This is a genomic window from Sodalis sp. RH22 (genome assembly GCF_047324165.1).
GTDB lineage: Bacteria > Pseudomonadota > Gammaproteobacteria > Enterobacterales > Enterobacteriaceae > Acerihabitans.
In genome coordinates this window covers 862477-879811 of the sequence record NZ_CP178731.1, presented here as the reverse complement: position 1 = coordinate 879811, position 17335 = coordinate 862477, and the positions used below count along the sequence as shown (strand labels likewise).

Below are 17335 nucleotides of genomic sequence, written 5' to 3'. Positions count from 1 at the left end.
CTTCTGGAGTGCATATGATTGCTTTACCTGACACTGTACGGACCCGCGCTTTTATCAACGGCGAATATGTCGACGCTGAACACCAGCGGGTCTTCGATAACTTTAATCCCGCGACCGGTAAACTGCTCAACCAGATTGCCGCCTGCTCCGCCGCCGACGTTGATAAAGCGGTTAAGGCCGCCCGCGCCGCCTTTGAGCGCGGTGAATGGAGCCGCATGGAGCCGCGCGAGCGTAAGCGCATCCTGCATACTTTTGCCAATCTTATCGAACAACATGCCGCCGAGTTAGCCCTGCTGGATTCGCTGGATGCCGGCAAGCCGTTGGCGGATTGCGAAAATTTCGACCTACCCGATGTGGTCAACAACATTCGCTGGTATGCCGAAGCCATCGATAAGGTCTTCGGCAAGATATCGCCCACCGGCGCGGGCAACCTTGGCCTGATTATTCGTGAACCGGTGGGCGTGGTCGGCATGGTATTGCCGTGGAACTTCCCTGCCGCCACCTTGTCATGGAAAATTTCGCCGGCGCTGGCGGCTGGCAACTCGCTGGTGATCAAGCCGGCGGAACTGGCCTCGCTGTCGACGATACGTATCGCCGGGCTGGCGCGGGAAGCGGGCATCCCCGCAGGCGTATTCAACGTGGTGCCCGGCTTAGGCCATATCGCCGGTAAAGCCTTAGGGCTGCATAACGATGTCGATGCGCTGACCTTCACCGGCTCAACAGAAATCGGCCGGCAGTTCCTGCGCTACGCCGCCGACAGCAACCTGAAGAAAGTGGTGCTGGAATGCGGCGGCAAAAGCCCGCAGATCGTCATGGCGGATATGGCGGAAGACCTGGACGCCATCGCCGAAAACCTGGCCAATGCGGCATTCTGGAATATGGGGCAAAACTGCACCTGCGGTTCGCGCATCCTGGTGCACTCCGCCATTAAAGAACCCTTTATGAAGGCTTTTATCCGGGCCGCGCAGGTATGGAAAACCGGCGACCCCACCGACCGCGCCACCAGGCTGGGGCCACTGATCGAGCCTGACGCGCTGGCGCGGGTATTGAGCGCCATCGCGCAGGCCCAACAGCAAGGCGCCACTGTGCTGCACGGCGGTAGCCAGGTGCGGCAGGATAGCGGCGGCTGGTTTGTCGAAGCCACGATTATTGATGGCGTCACGCCGGATATGGCCTTGGCCCGGGACGAAATCTTCGGTCCGGTGGTGGCGATCCTCACTTTCGACAGCGAGGAACAGGCGGTAAAAATCGCCAATGACTCCGCTTATGGCCTGGCGGCTACGGTATTTTCCAATGACATCAACATTGCCGTGCGCATGGCGCGTCAAATACAGGCCGGCACCGTGGCGGTTAACGGTTACGGTGAAGGCGATATCACCACGCCGTTTGGCGGCCTCAAAACCTCGGGTTTCGGCGGCTATGACAAAGGATTCGAAGCCTTTGATCAATACACCCAAATGAAAACCATCTGGGTAACCCTCAGTTGACGCTGAACGCGGCACCGTCCGCCGGCGCTGATCTTATTTTCAACACGTATCAAGGTTCCGCTATGCAAATTCTGGGTGAAAACTTTATCCGCGGTGAACGCAGCCGGCAAAACAGCGTCACGCTGGCCAGTTATGATGCATTTACCGGCGAGGCGCTGCCCTACACTTTTTATCAAGCCACGGAGCAGGAAGCCGTCCAGGCCTGCCTGGCCGCCGAACAGGCTTTTCCAGCCTATCACAGCGCGCCTGCGCGTGACCGCGCCCTTTTTCTCGATGCCATTGCCGATAGGCTGGATGCGCTGGGCGATGAGTTTATCCAGCTGGCGATGCGGGAAACAGCGCTGCCTGAAGGCCGTATCCGCGGGGAGCGCGCGCGTACCAGCGGGCAAATGCGGCTGTTTGCTTCCGTGCTGCGGCGCGGGGATTGCTTTGGCGCCCGTATCGATACCGCGCTACCGCAGCGCGCCCCGCTGCCGCGCCCCGATGTGCGTCAGATAAAACGGGGCATCGGGCCGGTGGCGGTGTTCGGCGCCAGTAACTTTCCCCTCGCATTCTCCACCGCCGGCGGCGATACCGCCTCCGCCCTGGCGGCGGGCTGTCCGGTAGTCATGAAAGCGCATAATGGCCATATGGGCACCGCCGATTGCGTGGCTAACGCCATCGTGCTCGCCGCCCGGCAAACCGGCATGCCTGCCGGAGTGTTCAATATGATTTATGGCGGCGATATCGGACAAGTCCTGGTGCGGCATCCGGCTATTCAGGCGGTGGGGTTTACCGGTTCGCTGAAAGGCGGCCGCGCGTTATATGATCTGGCCGCCGCGCGCCCCGATCCGATCCCCGTGTTTGCCGAAATGAGCAGCATTAACCCGATGATCCTGCTGCCCGGCGCGCTGGCGGCGCGCGGCGAGGGGATCGCCCGTGAGCTGACGGCTTCCGTGGTCGCCGGCTGCGGGCAATTTTGCACCAATCCAGGGTTGATAATCGGTATATCTTCGCCTGACTTCAGCGCTTTTTTGCAGATGATGCGGCAAAATATCCGGCGCAGCCCGCCGCAAACCATGCTCAACCGCGGCGTACTCGCCAGCTATGAACACGGACTCGCGCAATTACATCAACACCAGGGCATCACCCATCTCGCCGGGGAGCCGCAGCAGGGTATGCAGGCGGTGCCCCAGCTGTTCCAGGCGCAATCCGGTTTGTTGACCACAGGCGATCCACTGTTGCAGGAAGAGGTTTTCGGGCCGGTGACCATCGCCGTCGCCGTGGCGGACCAGGCCGAGCTGACGCGGGCCCTGACGGGGCTGCGGGGGCAGTTGACCGCGACGCTGGTGGCGGAAACGGAAGATTTGCGCCATTTTGCCCATCTGGTTCCTTTACTGGAACGCAAAGCCGGCCGCCTGCTGTTAAATGCTTATCCCACCGGCGTCGAAGTCTGTGACGCCATGGTACACGGCGGCCCCTGGCCGGCGACCTCCGATGCCCGCGGTACCTCGGTGGGCACGCTGGCAATCGATCGTTTCCTGCGCCCGGTCTGCTATCAGGATTATCCGCAGGAATTACTGCCCGATGCGCTAAAAGATGACAACCCGCTGAATCTTTCGCGTTTGGTCAACGGCGTTTACACGCGCGAAAAAATCCGTGCGTAATCAGGTGGCGACGTAAGAAAAGATAACGCTTATCACGGTGCGCTGCGCCCCGAAGGCCAAATGATCTTCGGGGCGTTTTTTTTGATAACCGATACGCTTTGGCGTAACAGGCGCTGGCATGGGTGCGTTTGCCGCGTGGCAGGGCACCGCTATTCCTGTACATCCATTCCTAGGCGGTCCGGTTTGCCGGCGGCAACGCATCGCTGCCGTAGCCGACGCCGAAACCCTCGGCAAAAGGGTCTTCGGGATCAAGCAGGAAGGTCGATTGCGCAATAATATGGGCGCGGCCGCGTATTTTCGGGATAATGGCTTCGACATGGGGAGTCAGCTTCGTCGTCTCCTCGAAAGTACCCTCAAAGACTGAACCGATAATGCTTTCGTGCCGGAACCTGTCGCCTAGCCCCTGCTGGCGGCGATAAAAGCGCTGGGCCATGCGCGCCGACGTTCCCGTGCCGCCGGGAGATCGGTCAACGCCTGCTTCGCCGAAAAACACCAGGTTACGGTAGCTGCCGGCGCTGTTTTGCTCTTCGGTGAATATCACCATCGGCACGTGGCAAGCCTTGCCGGTGGCGGGATCGATGATATGCAGATCGCGATTGACGCTATCGCGAATGGCGCGACCCGCGCTCACCAGTTGCTCCGCATACGCCGGTTGCACCGCCAGCCCCAAACTTGATGCGGCGACCAGCGCATAGTAATTCCCGCCGAAGACGATATCCAGGGTAACGGGACCGCGCGCCGGCAAGTCCACCACCTGGTCTGGGGCCACCATATAAGAGGCGACGTTTTGGATGGTGACCCCTTTCACCACGCCATTAGCGACCTCGACTTCCGCGGTGACCAGGCCGGCGGGGGTATCAAAAGAGATGCGCGAAAGGGGTTCGGTCACCTCGACATACCCGTTTTCCACCATCACCGTTGCGGCGCCGATGGTTCCCGCGCCGCACATTAACGGCCACCCGCCGGTTTCGATAAAGACGATGCCAATGTCGGCCCGTGGATCGCAGGGCTGCATCAAGATGCTGCCGCACATTTCCGAACTCCCGCGCGGTTCATACATGAGTAGCTTCCTGATGGCGTCGTGATGCTCCATCAGATAGGCGCGCTTTTCGCTGATACGCGCGCCGGGAACGGGCGCGACGCCGCCGATAACCACCCGTGCGGGCGCGCCGGCGCTATGGGCATCAATCACGGAATACTGGACGCTTGACTTCATATGTGATCCTTACCGTCTGAAAAAACGGGACGCTTCGCATCCGCCGCATAGCCGACCCCAAATCCCTCCTGGAACGGATCCTCCGGATCGACAAAAAAGTTGCGCAGGCCAATAACAAACGCCCGCCCTGTGATAAGAGGTAGCACCATTTCTTTTCCAGCCACGATGTGTACGCCGGTCAGCTTGCCGGTGAAACGGGAGCCGATAATGCTTTCATGGACAAAGGTTTCATCCAATGCCAACGCACCCCGCGCATACAGCTGCGCCATGCGCGCCGATGTCCCCGTCCCGCCGGGAGAACGATCGACACCGGCTTCACCAAACAACACCAGATTTCGATGGGTGCCGGGATGCGAGCCAGGCCCGGTGAAAATCACGTTGGGGATCGGCGTCGCCCCCGTTTCCAATGGATGCCTGACGGCGAGGGTGGCGTTAGTGCTTTCCCGTACTTGCCGGCCAATCAACACCAGCCGTTCCGCACAGGCCGGGACCAACGCCAGATCGAAGCGGTCAGCGGGGACAATGACGTAAAAATTGCCGCCATAGGCAATATCGACATCGACACGACCCTGTCCGGGCACATCGATCTGGTGGTCCTTGACCGCGAGGTATGACGGCACATTAGAGAGCGAGACGCCCTGGACCGCGCCGTCTTTAAGAGCAATATGCGCCGTCACCAGACCGGCCGGCGTGTCAAATACGATCTGCGCGCGTGCGCCGGCCGCTTTAAACATGCCGGTCTCGATCAACGCGGTCGCCGCGCCGATGGTGCCTGCGCCGCACATGGTCAGCCAGCCGCCGCTTTCGATAAACACAATACCCACATCGGCGCGCGGATCGCAGGGCGCCATAATCAGGCTTCCGCTCATCTGTGAACCGCCGCGGGGTTCATACATCAGCAGCTTGCGCACATGATCATAGTGAGCAGCCAAGTACAGCCGCTTTTCATTCATGGTATTGCCCTTGGCTTGCGGGACGCCGCCGATCACAACCCGCGCTTGCGCTCCGGCGGCGTGCATATCAACAACAGAATAGTGAGATCTTGAATGCATCAGGTCTCCTGGGGAATAAAAGAAGCGATAATATCTACCTATCAGAGCGTTGGATAACCTTTACTCGATGGTATAAGCCGGCAGGGCGTCGCCTTGTTTATAGATAGTGGGATCAGTGATCATGCCGTAATCCGTGCCCCACCGCTTATGGATTTGCGCATATTTTCCCGACGCGATCAGGTGCACATAGGCGGCCTGCAGGGCTTGCAGCAACCCCGCGCTTGACTCATTGCGCGCCACGGCCGTGGCGCAGGGACCACCGCCCACACGGCCTGTAGGCACAAAAGGCTGTCCCGACGCCACCAGGGTTAACCCCACTTCGCGGCCGGTCAGCACCGCCTCGACGCGTTTGCTGGCGAGCGCAAGCACGGCATCCGCCATTTGCGGAAAGACGCTGACCTGAGGCGCCGGTTTGCCTTCATCCGCACAGCGCGCCTTGCCGGTTTCCATGGCGGGAACGCCGGAAGACCCCCCCAGGATCGCTATCTTATGCCCGCAGACATCCGCGATGCTTTCAGGCATATATTTGCTGCCTTTATTCACCACGAACGCATCGAAATTACTCCATTCGGTGACAAAGTCGGCAACTTCGACACGGTCTTTGCGCACGAAAAACTCGCCCATGCCGATATCGTATTTCTGTGCCTGCAGCCCTAACAGAATCGCGGGGAAATCCATACCCTGGATCTCCGCTTTCAGCCCCATCGTTTGGGCGACAGCGCTAACCATCTCCGGGATCATGCCGACAGTTTTCCCGTTGGCGACAAAAGAAAAAGGCTGGTATTTTGTCATGGTGGCGACGCGGAGCACCCCGCGTTTTTTTATCGCCTCGGGCACCAGCGCGACAATCTCGGGCACAGCCGCAATGCCGCCCTCCTCACCGGTGGGCATGCTGTTGGCGGGCGCCGCATATGCATATGTTGAGGCGGCACACAGCATCAGCGCGGAACCGACCCATGCCACGCCGATAGTTTTTCGAAAGCGCATTACCCTTCTCCTCAGTCAGTTGTTATCTGTAAGGTGTTATATATTACCGATAGACGATAGCATGTTACGATTTTGTGTCAATCCCTTTCCCCGTCGCCATGATCTGCGCCAGGATTATCCGCTTTGCTGCAGCCTGGCTAAGTGGCCTCTTGCCGGCACACCCCGCCTCCCTCCCCTTATTAACCTGTGATGAAACACACAGAAATTATCCCCTGCGCTGTCTATAGTTGTTCTATTAGATGATATCTAGTTCTATCAGACAGAACACGAGGCAATATTATGGCGCGAACAGAGGGGACAAATCCCCAACCCCTGGGCGTAACCCCCAGCGGCGTCGATGTGATCGATCGGGCGATGGCGCTGCTGTTCGCCTTCAGGCAAGAAGATCGGTCGTTAACCTTGACCGAACTCGCCAGGCGCACCGGCTTGTATAAAAGCACGGTGCTCAGGCTGGCGGCGGCGCTTTGCCATCACCGGATGATGATCCGCCTGGAGGATGGCCGTTACAGCCTCGGCTCCGCCACCTTCAGCCTGGGAAACCATTACTTAGCCCACCTGAATCTCAGCGATGTGCTGCTGCCGTTAATGCGTGAGCTTAATGAACAACTTGGCGAAACCGTGTCTTTTCATATCCGGGAAGGGGATCACCGCTTGTGCCTGTTTCGGATTAATTCGCAATTTGCCGTGCGCGTAAACGTACAGCAGGGCGATGTGCAATCCCTGGAGCGCGGTGCCGGCGGCAGGATCCTGCTGGCCTTTTCCGGGGAGCCCGGCGACATCTACGAACAGGTGCGCCGGGCCCATACCTACGCGTCGCACGGCGAGCGCGACGAGGAAACCGCCGGCATTTCCGCGCCGGTATTCGGCCCCGGCCAGCGGCTTATCGGCGCGCTGGGCATCGTGGCGCCCATCAGCCGGCTGGACATGGCGTTGATGGCGCGGTATCGCCCCATCCTGCTGGAGATTGCCGCCCGCGCGACGGAACGGCTGGGCGGCGACGCGCTACCGCTGCTACGTGCAAAAGAGATAGCTGTTTAATACGTGCTCATCGTTTGGAGTTCGGCGCAAAACGAATCCCATGCTGTCGATAAGTGAAACGATATTGCCTGTAAAAGCCCTTTCAATACCGGGGAGACGGTTTATAACGCCGGTGGCGAAGGCATAAAGGGGACATGATGATGTTTCAATGGTTCACATCGCTTAACAAAATCGAAAAACGCACCTTCTGGGCCTGCTTCAGCGGCTGGGGGCTGGACGCCATGGATACGCAGATGTATGCCCTGTCCATCCCGACGCTTATCGCCCTGTGGGGCATGACCAAAGGACAGGCGGGCATCCTGGGCACCACCGTGCTGATCATGGCGGCGCTGGGCGGCTGGATTGCCGGTATTTTATCCGATCGCTATGGCCGGGTGCGGATCCTGCAGGTGACCATCGCCTGGTTTTCCCTCTTTACGTTCCTGTCGGCATTTACCGATTCCTTTTGGCAGCTGATGATCACCCGCGGCCTGCAGGGCATCGGTTTTGGCGGCGAGTGGGCGGTCGGGGCGGTGCTTATCAGTGAGACCATCAACGCCCGGGTGCGCGGGCGCGTGGTCGGCGCGCTGCAGGCGGGCTGGGCCATCGGCTACGGTATTACCGTTATTATTTCGACCATTATCTTTAATTCTTTTCCCGCAGATACCGCCTGGCGCATCCTGTTTGCCCTGGGACTGCTGCCCGCGCTGCTGGTATTGTGGATCCGGCGCAATATCCAGGAAGCGCCGCTGTATAAAAAAGAACATGCCGACGTCCAGGATCAGTCCAACAGTATTTGGGATGTTTTTTCCTCCCCTTATCGCGCCACCACCCTGAAGGCCATTCTGCTGACCTTTGGTATTTACGGCGGCAATTACGTGATGATTACCTGGCTGCCGGCTTACCTGAAACTGGTGCTGCATCTGTCGATTAACAACGTCGGCGGCTATCTGGCCATTAATATCCTCGGGTCGTTCGCCGGCGCCTTCCTTAATGGCTGGATGGCCGATGCGTTCGGCAGGCGTAAAACCTTTATGATCATCGCCTGCTGCCAGGCCGTGGCGGTAGGGGTCTATACGCTGGCGCCGATCAACCTGACCATCACCCTGCTGCTGGGATTTGTGCTCGGCACGCTGCAATCGGGCACCGCCGCAGGTACCGGCGCCTTTATCGCCGAACTGTTCCCCACCCGGGTGCGCGGTTCGGCGCAGGGCCTGTGCGGTAACGCCGGCCGCGCCCTGGGCGCGGTGATGCCGACCATGGTGGGATTACTGAGCATCAATATGGATTTGGGACCGGCCATGGGCATATGCGCCTGCGCGTCCTATGTCATCGTGGTGCTTGCCGCCATGATGCTGCCGGAAACCCGGGGGCGCGATCTGGGTCATATCGTCATGGCTGAAAACCACACCGCCGAGAGGGCAAAAATGCAATGATTATCGATATCCACGGGCACTACACTACCGCGCCGGATGCCCTTGAGGACTGGCGCAAACGCCAGGTGGCCGCCCTGACCGACCCCGCTTCCGACATCAGCGCCGCCGATTTGCGTATCACCGATGAGCAAATCAGGGCAAGCATCGAGCAGAACCAACTGCAAAAAATGCGCGAGCGCGGTATCGACGTAACCCTTTTTTCGCCGCGCGCCAGCTTTATGGCCCACCATATCGGCAACGCCGCCACCAGCGCGGCGTGGGCCGGGATCTGCAATGAATTATGCTATCGGGTCAGCGCGCTGTATCCGGCCTTTTTCGCCGGCGCCGCCATGCTGCCGCAGTCGCCGGGCGTCGACACCCGCTCATGCCTGGCGGAAATGGATCGCTGCGTGCGGGAGTACGGTTTCGTCGCCATCAATCTTAATCCGGACCCCTCCGGCGGCCACTGGACGTCGCCGCCCTTGTCCGATCGATATTGGTATCCGATTTACGAAAAAATGCAGGAATATGATCTGCCGGCGATGATCCACGTCAGCACCAGCTGCAACCCGGCGTTTCACACCACCGGCGCCCATTACCTGAACGCCGACACCACGGCCTTTATGCAGTGCCTGGCCTCGGATCTGTTTACCGATTTCCCCCGGCTGCGCTTTATTATTCCCCACGGCGGCGGCGCCGTGCCCTACCACTGGGGCCGCTTCCGTGGACTGGCGCAGGCGATGCGCATCGACGATATCGAGGAAAAGCTGCTGAACAATATTTTCTTCGATACCTGCGTCTACCATCAGCCGGGCATCGACCTGCTTACCAGCGTGATCCCCGTCAGGAATGTGCTGTTCGCCTCGGAAATGATCGGCGCGGTCAGGGGTATCGACCCGCAAACCGGGTTCGCGTTTGACGATACCCGCCGTTATATTGAATGCGCCCGGCTTGACGACGCTGAACGCCAACTGATATTCGAGGGCAATGCACGCCGCGTCTATCCCCTTCTCGATCAACGACTTAAGGCCCAGGGCCGTTAAGGAGGCAGTATGCATACCCGAATCAATGCATTAGGTATAGTCAAACGCAACATCGAGCGGACCGATCCGGCCCTGGTCAGACGGCTGGGGGATTTTGGCGTGGCCACGCTGCATGAGGCCATGGGCCGCACCGGCCTTATGCGACCCCACATCCGCCCGGCCTTTGCCGGCGCCCGGTTATACGGCAACGCGGTGACCGTGCTGGCCCAGCCCGGCGATAACCTGATGCTGCATGTCGCCGCAGAGCAGATCCGGCAAGGCGATATCGTGGTGGTGGCCTGTACCGTGGAAAACGGCGACGGCATGTTCGGCGAACTGCTGGCCACCTCTTACCGCGCCCGCGGCGCCGCCGGCCTGGTGAGCGAGGCGGGCGTACGCGATGTCGGCGCCCTGCGCGACATGGGGTTCCCGGTATTCTCCCGCGTCATCAGCGCCAAAGGCACCGCCCGCGCCACCCTGGGCTCAGTCAATGTGCCGGTGATTTGCGCCGGCGCGCTGGTCAATCCCGGCGATGTGATCGTCGCCGATGACGACGGCGTGGTGGTGGTGCCGCGCGACCTCGCCCGGCAAACGGCCGACGCGGCGCAGCAACGCGAAGATAACGAACAGGCGAAGCGCGAGCGCTTCGCTAAGGGCGAGCTGGGCCTGGATATGTATCATATGCGCGATATGCTGGAGCAGGCCGGGTTAAAGTATATCGATTAAAGCCCATAGGGATGGCCGGAAAGCGAATGAACCCTCTCAGCGTCCCCCCGGCAGCATCAGCATGGCCGTTAAGACCATAAGCGCGGCAGTAGGCAGATGGATGCCGAAGGCGCTTTTGGCGGAGCCTTTCGCGGCGAGAATAAGCAGCATGTCGCCGACCGGAATAAGGGCGCCCACCAACAGGATAAGGCCGACGCCGCGCGGGGTATCCCACGCCATGAACGCCAGTACCATGAATCCCGTCGTCAGGTCGCGCACGCCCTTCAGGCGCAGCCACCATGGAATGTTGACGCCGCTTTCCGGCAGCGGCAGGCCGAAACTGCGGGTCGCGGCGGTGGGGTTCACCATATAGAGGCTGCCAATCGCGATAATCGCGAGTGCCAGGAACAGCGCCAGTCCGAACGTTAGCCAATGCATTTGAGTGTCCCAGGGTGGTAATATAGCAATAGAATATAATCTATCATTGCTATATTATCAAGCCATCGTATAATAACCGGCAATGACGGCTAAGGTGGTCCGGGAGATAAAAGCATGAGTATCGCCGAGCGGAAAGGCAGGCAGCGGGCGGAACGCGAATCCCGCATTATCGCGGCAGCGCGCGCGATCGCAGAGCGCGAAGGATGGAATGCGGTGACCATCCGCCGCCTGGCACAAGAGATAGAATACAGCCAGCCCGTGCTTTATTCACATTTCGAGAACCGGGATGCGATTGTTGCCGCTGTGGCGATCGAGGGTTTCCAAGAGATCACCGCGGCGCTTCGTGCCGCGGCGCGTGAATCGGACGGACAGCGGAACGCCCTGGAGAATGTCGCCATGGCTTATCTCGGCTTTGCCTTCCGCTGGCCCGCGCTCTACGAGGCCATGTTTGTCCTCCCGACCCCTCTGCGGTTCGCCGAGGCGGATACTAGGCCGGAACTGCGGGCTGCTTTCGACGCCATCGCGACGGTGGTCACGCCGTTTTGCGCCGACGCAGAGGTCATGACCGAGACGTTTTGGGCGACCCTGCATGGCCTCGCCGAACTCGAGCGTTCAGGTCGAATCAGGCCCGGCGCGCGGGTTGAACGCATCCTGCTCGCCGTGCGGGCGCTGCTCGCGTCCCGCAACGATGCTCCCGACCCCGGCGAACAGCCGGGACCCGCATAATCCCGCCGCCTGTCAGTGGGAAGCAGAGGTACTGCGCTCGGCACGAACGGCGGTGCCCAGCGCGCTTAGCATCACATCGCGGGTATGGTTCAGATGTTCAGACAAAATAGACACGGCACGGTCCGCGTTGCCGTCTAATATTGCCTGCAACAGTTCATTGTGATCGCTGTTGCGTTCCCCCTGCTCTGTTGAAACCGGTAAAAGCACCCGCTGATAAATTGAAAACGCCTCGGCAAGCTGTTTGACCATCAAAAATAGCCATTTGCTGCCGCAGTTTTCCATCATGATAAAATTGAACACCTCATGGCGCGTATGCCATTCAGGATTAAATTTGTCCGGCGACTCCGGTAAGGTCTGGGGAGTATGGACCAGGCGGTGATTAGCGGCGATAAGGCGCGCCTGCCACTCAATATCCCCGCTGGCGATCGACTTGCGCAAGGCAATCCCTTCCAACGTAATCCGCTGTTCCGTTAAATCGATAAGCTCGCCCGCATTCAGCCCGCGCACGCTGAATCCTTGCTGCGGCGCAACGTCCACCAGCAATTCGCCCGCCAGGCGGCTCAGGGCCTCGCGTATGACATTCATGCTCACATCAAACCGCTGGGCAAGTTCGGAAATCTTAAGTTTATTCCCCGGCAGAAGCTGTCCGGTAAGAATCAAGCCCCGGACATGAGAATAAATCGTCTCATTTAGCGACCTTCCCTCTTTGAGAACCTTCATTTTCCTTCTCCAGTGGATTCTTATTTTTCAAATAGTTAAAAGCTTGCTCTGCTAATTAATTCCCATAATAACATAGCCAAAATTAAAAGGATATTCATACATAAAACTTATAATATGCCAAAAAATCCATTTTTTGCTTTAAAAAAGTTTTTTGCCGCGTATTATCAATTTCACCCCCACCGGTGTCAGCCAGGAGTCAGCATGAATGTTCCACTGAATAAGGCGTCCATTGAATTTGAAGGCATGCAGGCAGGCTATTACCACGCAGGGAAAGGCAAGCCGCTGATGCTGATTCATGGTTCCGGCCCTGGCGCCTCCAGTTTAGGCAACTGGAGCCGCGTGCTGGAGCCGCTGGGCCATGACTATCACATCTTCGCCATGGATCTTATCGGTTTTGGCATCAGCGATCGCAAGGCGGAACCACCCTACTTTGATTTCCCCCTGTGGATTCGCCAGGCTAAAGCGATGCTGGATTATATCGGCGCGGCCGAGATCGGCATCATCGGCCATTCGCTGTCCGCCGCCATCGCACTGTCACTGGCGTCTTCCGACAAGCGGGTGTCGGCAGTGCTGACCACCGGCGCTATCGGCGCGCCCTTCCTTGCCACGGCCGCGACTCAGCGCATCTGGCGCTGTCCGCAAAACCGGGACGAACTGATCGCCACGCTGGGTACGCTTATTCATGATCAATCGATCATTGATGACAACTATATCAAGGCAAGAGAGCCGGTCGTGTTTGCGCCCGGTTATGCCGAATATTTCAATGCCATGTTTACCGGCGAACCGCAGCGTTATGTCGAAATGACCACCCTGGGTGATGAGGTGTTGTCCGCGATTAACTGCCCGGTCGTCATGCTGCACGGGCGCGATGATATTCCTTTTCCCAAAAGTACCTCTGAATATTTATCAGCAAAGATTAAATATGCCGATTTACATATCCTGAGTGAATGCTCTCACTCTGTGGCATTTGAAAGAACCAGAGCCTTTATGGCGGCAGCGCATCAACTGTTTCAGTAATTCCATCGCTGAGCCCGAGATGACAAGAATAAAGCGATGTGCGTGGCGGTAACGCATCGCCGCAATGCTTAATGACGGTCCGATAATAAGTCGGCTTTTCACTACAAAACACCCTTTCACAGGGAATGATGTTTTCTGTCCTGTCGCGGTATTACAACGAGGAAATTATAATGAATTGGCTGTCTCACTTTAAAAAACGCACGTCCCCTTTATTCTTTTCCTATATTCTGGCATCAACGGCGCTATCAGCCTTTATGACTACCCCGGTAAAAGCAGAGGAAGACAGATTAGTCGGGTTGATTCCCGCGCTTAAAGCGGAAAAGCCGTTCAAGCTGGGGGTGACCGTAGTCCATCTGAACGATGATTTTTATAAAGGCATTATTTACGGCATTACCGATGAAGCCAAACGCTCCGGCGTGGACGTGGTCCAGGTGTCGGTGGCCGGCGCATACGGCAATGTGCGTGAACAGTTTGCCCAGCTAGAGGCGTTGAAAAGCATCGGCGCCGACGTGGCGGTGTTGGCCCCGGCCGCCTTCAACGGTTTTGACCCCATCATTAAATCCCTCAAAGCGGGCGGCATGAAGGTCGCATCGGTCGGCATCCCCGTGGACAGTAAAAATATCGACTTCGGCGTTCTGCAGGATGATACCTATATCGGCAAACTTATGGCGGACGCCGTCTGTAAATCCCCGGTCACGCCGAAAAATGTCGCCATGATCCCAGGACCCGCCGGGGCCGAATGGGTACGCCTTCGTTATGAAGGTTTCAAGGCGCAGGCAGGTAAATGCGCAACGCCCGTTTCCGTGGTTGAAACGGGATTTGGCGGCGGCATCGATCTGCAGGAAGGTCTGGCCAAGGCCTCCGACCTGATGCTACGCAACCCTGAGGTCAATTTTATCTATACCCCGCAGATTACGCTGGGCATGGGGGCGGTCCAGGCTATCCGCCAGCAGCACCGGCAGGCGTCCGTCGTGAGCTCGGCCATGGTTAAAAGGGCCGTGCCGATGATAGAAGACGGGAAAATGCTGGCCGTGGTATCCGAGCCGGGCATCATCATGGGACGCCTGATTGTTCAGTACGCCATCCGCGCCATGGCGGGAAAACCGCTGCCTAACCTGGCGCCGGCAGGTACCGATGGACTGAATTACGCCCATTACAATGTGCCGAATAAGGTGCTGGACAAGAGCAACGTGGCGACACATCCCTTTGAAACCTATGAAATCGCGCCGGCTGAATGGAAAGTGCCTGCAATGCAGTAAGCCTGGTACGAGGTAACAACGATGTCGACAGAACAGGTAACGGGTAAGGCGCTAAGTCAGGGAAGCTCGCCGCTGCTGCGGATCAGCGGCTTGTCCAAGCGGTTTGGCGCCACGCAGGCGCTGAACCAGGTTTCCATCCAGTTCCAGGCCGGGGAGATCCACTGCGTGCTGGGCGAGAACGGGGCCGGCAAGTCAACTATCGGCAAGATCATCAGCGGATTATATCCAGCAGACGAAGGCGCGATCTGGTATGGCGAACGGCAGGTCTCGTTCAGCAGTTCCCGTGAAGCGCGCCATGCCGGCATAGTGATGGTGTATCAGGAACTGTCCCTGGCGCCGAGCCTGTCGGTCCGCGCCAACCTGTGGCTGGGCGCGGAGAAAGGCAAAACGGTGTTTTCGTTTATCCGCAAAGCCCGGGAAGTCGCCCGGGTGCAGGAAGTCCTGGCCCAGCTTGGGCTGGCCGACATTGATATGGAACGGTCGGTAAGCGCTTTCCCGGTAGCCATACAGCAGCTTATCGAAATCGGGAAATCGTTACTGTCCCAGCCGCGGGTGATTATCTTCGACGAGCCGACGGCCATGCTGGGCGCCGTCGAGAAGGAACGCTTTTTCCGGGTGCTGGAAAAACTGCGGGCAGCGGGCCTGGCCTCGGTTTTAGTGACTCATCATATTGATGATGTGATCGCGGTCAGTGACAGGGTCACTATTATGCGCAATGGACAAGTCGTGGACTCATTCCCCGTCGGCGGCGATGTGGATGCTGATGTCATTGTCTCGCGCCTTACGGGCAAGGCGCCCGGCAGCCACGACATTAATGACAAAGGCAACCTGCGCTTCCCGCCCTTGCTCGACGTGGAAAACCTGCCGGTCAGCAGCGGCGGAACCCGGGTTTTTTCTGTCGGTCGCGGCGAAGTGGTTGGCATCTATGGGGTGGTCGGCTGCGGAGGCGAGGCCTTGCTGCATAACCTGGTCGGCTTCCTGCCCATACCAGGCGACACCCCTCTCAGCTTCAAATTAGAGGGTTATGCATGGCGGCCCGCAAACGTGTCCGAGGCGCTGAAAAAAGGGGTTTCCTGGCTGCCTGCCGGCAGGGCGGCCAATGGCGTGTATCCGTCCCTGTCCATCGCGGAAAACTTGATGATGACCCAGTTAAAACGGTTCGCTCGCAGCGGATTTATCCGTATTGGCCGGGCAGAATCCATGGCGGACCAACTGCTGCAAGCCTGCGGCGTGAAATACGCTGATAAGCATGACCCGCTTACCAGCCTCAGCGGCGGCAACCAGCAGAAGGTTCTGCTCGCCCGGGCCATGGCCAGCGCCGGAAAAGTGCTGGTACTGGAAGAACCCACCGCCGGCGTCGATATCGCGGCCAAACATGAAATCCATCAGCGCATTCGCGCGCTGGCCTCGACCGGGGTATCGGTGCTGATGTTATCAAGCGATCTGGCCGAAACGATGGCGCTGTGCGACACGGTGTGGACAATGTTCCACGGCAGTATCGTCACGGCATACCGCAACCCTGACGAACATGACAAAGCGTCGATTATCGCAGACGTTGTCGGCCAGGCCGGTCAGGACCAGCCAGATCATTAACCCTTACGTAATGATGAAGCAGGAGTTTGCATCATGAGTACAAGCAGAGAAGCGGGGCTCCTGGCGTCGGGAAAAGGCGTGAAAACCAGACGATTTTCGCTTTCGGACTGGATGCTTCCCCTGTTGATTGTGTTAACCGCCGTCATCGCGGGCTTTATCCAGCCGAGATTTATGTCCGTCAGTAACGGGATAAATCTGGCCTGCCAACTGGCCCCTCTGCTTATTATCTCACTTGGCCAGGCCGTGGCCGTAATAAGGGGGGGACTGGATCTGTCGCTTTCTTCTGCCATGTCCCTCGCAGGCGTCGCGGGCGTGATGATCATGAATCAGTTCGGCGTCCCCGCGGGCCTGGTCGCCATGCTGCTGGTCGGCACGTTAACCGGCGCCGCGTCAGGCATCCTTATCGCGGTTTTTAATACCTCCCCCCTGGTGATTACCCTGGGGATGCTGTCCGTCGCTCAGGCATTCGCTTTAATATTGTCGGGCGGCGTGCCCATTTACGACGTTCCCGCCTCATATATCGAAGCCGTGGGCTATGGCACATTATTAGGGCTTCCCGTCATGGTATGGATTGCCATCGCCTTGACCATCATGATTGGCGTATTGCTCAAATACACGCTGTTCGGCCGCTATGTCTATGCCATGGGCTCCAATGTGTCCGCGGCGTCCAAATCGGGAATCAACGTAAAATGGAATACGGTCCTGGTCTATATGGTCAGCGGTTTCTGCGCCGGAACGGGGGCCATCATCTTAACCGCCTGGACCAGCTCCGCCCAGCCCATCGCGGCGGCGAACCTGACGCTGCAGTCCCTGGCGGCGGTCGTTCTCGGGGGCGTGGCGCTGACCGGCGGCGTAGGCAATCTTCGGCAGGTGATTACCGGTGTGGTGGTATTAACGCTGCTGTCAAACGTGATGAACATGGTAGGCGTATCCGCCTATTACCAGACGCTCGCCGTGGGTGTCGTCATTATTTTCGCCGTTATTCTCGATCGTTTCCGCCGCCATGATTCGCATTAACATTATATTGGCTTCATC

General features: G+C 58.5%; 16 protein-coding genes. 11 read left to right on the top strand and 5 right to left on the bottom strand.

Annotation, left to right across the window (positions count from 1 at the left end; translation table 11 throughout):
• Positions 1 to 14: 14 nt before the first annotated feature.
• Together ACL2XN_RS04035 and ACL2XN_RS04030 are read left to right on the top strand one after the other, a co-directional pair.
• On the top strand, positions 15 to 1487 hold the full coding sequence (locus tag ACL2XN_RS04035) for an aldehyde dehydrogenase (protein WP_410014794.1): 1473 nt from the start codon (positions 15 to 17) through the stop codon (positions 1485 to 1487).
• A gap of 62 nt (positions 1488 to 1549) precedes the next feature.
• Positions 1550 to 3133, top strand: a complete 1584-nt coding sequence (locus tag ACL2XN_RS04030; protein ID WP_413722980.1) for an aldehyde dehydrogenase (NADP(+)) — start codon at positions 1550 to 1552, stop codon at positions 3131 to 3133.
• A 169-nt stretch (positions 3134 to 3302) separates the two neighbouring features.
• On the opposite strand, the gene ACL2XN_RS04025 is transcribed toward ACL2XN_RS04030, so the two are convergent.
• Genes ACL2XN_RS04025 through ACL2XN_RS04015 form a run of 3 tightly spaced genes read right to left on the bottom strand, consistent with a single transcriptional unit; the run spans position 3303 to position 6388 of the window.
• Positions 3303 to 4349, bottom strand: coding sequence for a proline racemase family protein (locus tag ACL2XN_RS04025; protein WP_410014792.1), 1047 nt, complete (start codon positions 4347 to 4349; stop codon positions 3303 to 3305).
• Positions 4346 to 5401 carry a proline racemase family protein gene (locus tag ACL2XN_RS04020; RefSeq protein WP_410014791.1) on the bottom strand — a complete coding sequence of 352 codons (1056 nt, stop codon included), beginning with the start codon at positions 5399 to 5401 and terminating at the stop codon, positions 4346 to 4348. The genes ACL2XN_RS04025 and ACL2XN_RS04020 overlap by 4 nt, the downstream gene beginning before the upstream one ends.
• 60 nt (positions 5402 to 5461) lie before the next feature.
• Positions 5462 to 6388: a transporter substrate-binding domain-containing protein gene (locus ACL2XN_RS04015; RefSeq protein WP_410014790.1), complete on the bottom strand. Its 927-nt coding sequence runs from the start codon at positions 6386 to 6388 to the stop codon at positions 5462 to 5464.
• A 279-nt stretch (positions 6389 to 6667) separates the two neighbouring features.
• On the opposite strand from ACL2XN_RS04015, the gene ACL2XN_RS04010 reads away from it, so the two are divergent.
• The 4 genes from ACL2XN_RS04010 (at position 6668) to ACL2XN_RS03995 (ending at position 10568) form a co-directional block, all read left to right on the top strand.
• Complete coding sequence (locus tag ACL2XN_RS04010; RefSeq protein ID WP_413728218.1) at positions 6668 to 7426, top strand: IclR family transcriptional regulator; 759 nt, start codon at positions 6668 to 6670, stop codon at positions 7424 to 7426.
• Positions 7427 to 7560: 134 nt separating this feature from the next.
• Positions 7561 to 8841, top strand: a complete 1281-nt coding sequence (locus ACL2XN_RS04005) for an MFS transporter (protein WP_410014788.1) — start codon at positions 7561 to 7563, stop codon at positions 8839 to 8841.
• Positions 8838 to 9863 (top strand): amidohydrolase family protein, encoded by a 1026-nt coding sequence (locus ACL2XN_RS04000; RefSeq protein WP_413730340.1) that lies wholly within the window; start codon positions 8838 to 8840, stop codon positions 9861 to 9863. The genes ACL2XN_RS04005 and ACL2XN_RS04000 overlap by 4 nt, the downstream gene beginning before the upstream one ends.
• 9 nt (positions 9864 to 9872) lie before the next feature.
• Positions 9873 to 10568 carry a 4-carboxy-4-hydroxy-2-oxoadipate aldolase/oxaloacetate decarboxylase gene (locus ACL2XN_RS03995; protein ID WP_413730339.1) on the top strand — a complete coding sequence of 232 codons (696 nt, stop codon included), beginning with the start codon at positions 9873 to 9875 and terminating at the stop codon, positions 10566 to 10568.
• A 36-nt stretch (positions 10569 to 10604) separates the two neighbouring features.
• Here ACL2XN_RS03995 and ACL2XN_RS03990 read toward each other — a convergent pair whose 3' ends face one another.
• Positions 10605 to 10985, bottom strand: a complete 381-nt coding sequence (locus tag ACL2XN_RS03990; RefSeq protein ID WP_410014785.1) for a DUF4267 domain-containing protein — start codon at positions 10983 to 10985, stop codon at positions 10605 to 10607.
• 114 nt (positions 10986 to 11099) lie between these two features.
• Here ACL2XN_RS03990 and ACL2XN_RS03985 point away from each other — a divergent pair, with 114 nt between their 5' ends.
• Positions 11100 to 11711, top strand: coding sequence for a WHG domain-containing protein (locus ACL2XN_RS03985; protein WP_413722982.1), 612 nt, complete (start codon positions 11100 to 11102; stop codon positions 11709 to 11711).
• A 12-nt stretch (positions 11712 to 11723) separates the two neighbouring features.
• Here the strand turns inward: ACL2XN_RS03985 and ACL2XN_RS03980 are convergent, their stop codons facing one another.
• On the bottom strand, positions 11724 to 12431 hold the full coding sequence (locus tag ACL2XN_RS03980) for a GntR family transcriptional regulator (RefSeq protein ID WP_413722983.1): 708 nt from the start codon (positions 12429 to 12431) through the stop codon (positions 11724 to 11726).
• 201 nt (positions 12432 to 12632) lie between these two features.
• On the opposite strand from ACL2XN_RS03980, the gene ACL2XN_RS03975 reads away from it, so the two are divergent.
• The 4 genes from ACL2XN_RS03975 to ACL2XN_RS03960 all read left to right on the top strand — a co-directional run bounded on the left by ACL2XN_RS03975 (position 12633) and on the right by ACL2XN_RS03960 (position 17317).
• Complete coding sequence (locus ACL2XN_RS03975) at positions 12633 to 13448, top strand: alpha/beta fold hydrolase (RefSeq protein ID WP_410014782.1); 816 nt, start codon at positions 12633 to 12635, stop codon at positions 13446 to 13448.
• Between the two features lie 170 nt (positions 13449 to 13618).
• Positions 13619 to 14707, top strand: a complete 1089-nt coding sequence (locus ACL2XN_RS03970; RefSeq protein ID WP_410014781.1) for a substrate-binding domain-containing protein — start codon at positions 13619 to 13621, stop codon at positions 14705 to 14707.
• A gap of 21 nt (positions 14708 to 14728) precedes the next feature.
• Positions 14729 to 16300, top strand: coding sequence for a sugar ABC transporter ATP-binding protein (locus ACL2XN_RS03965; protein WP_413730338.1), 1572 nt, complete (start codon positions 14729 to 14731; stop codon positions 16298 to 16300).
• A gap of 33 nt (positions 16301 to 16333) precedes the next feature.
• Positions 16334 to 17317 carry an ABC transporter permease gene (locus tag ACL2XN_RS03960; protein WP_413730336.1) on the top strand — a complete coding sequence of 328 codons (984 nt, stop codon included), beginning with the start codon at positions 16334 to 16336 and terminating at the stop codon, positions 17315 to 17317.
• Positions 17318 to 17335 lie beyond the last annotated feature (18 nt).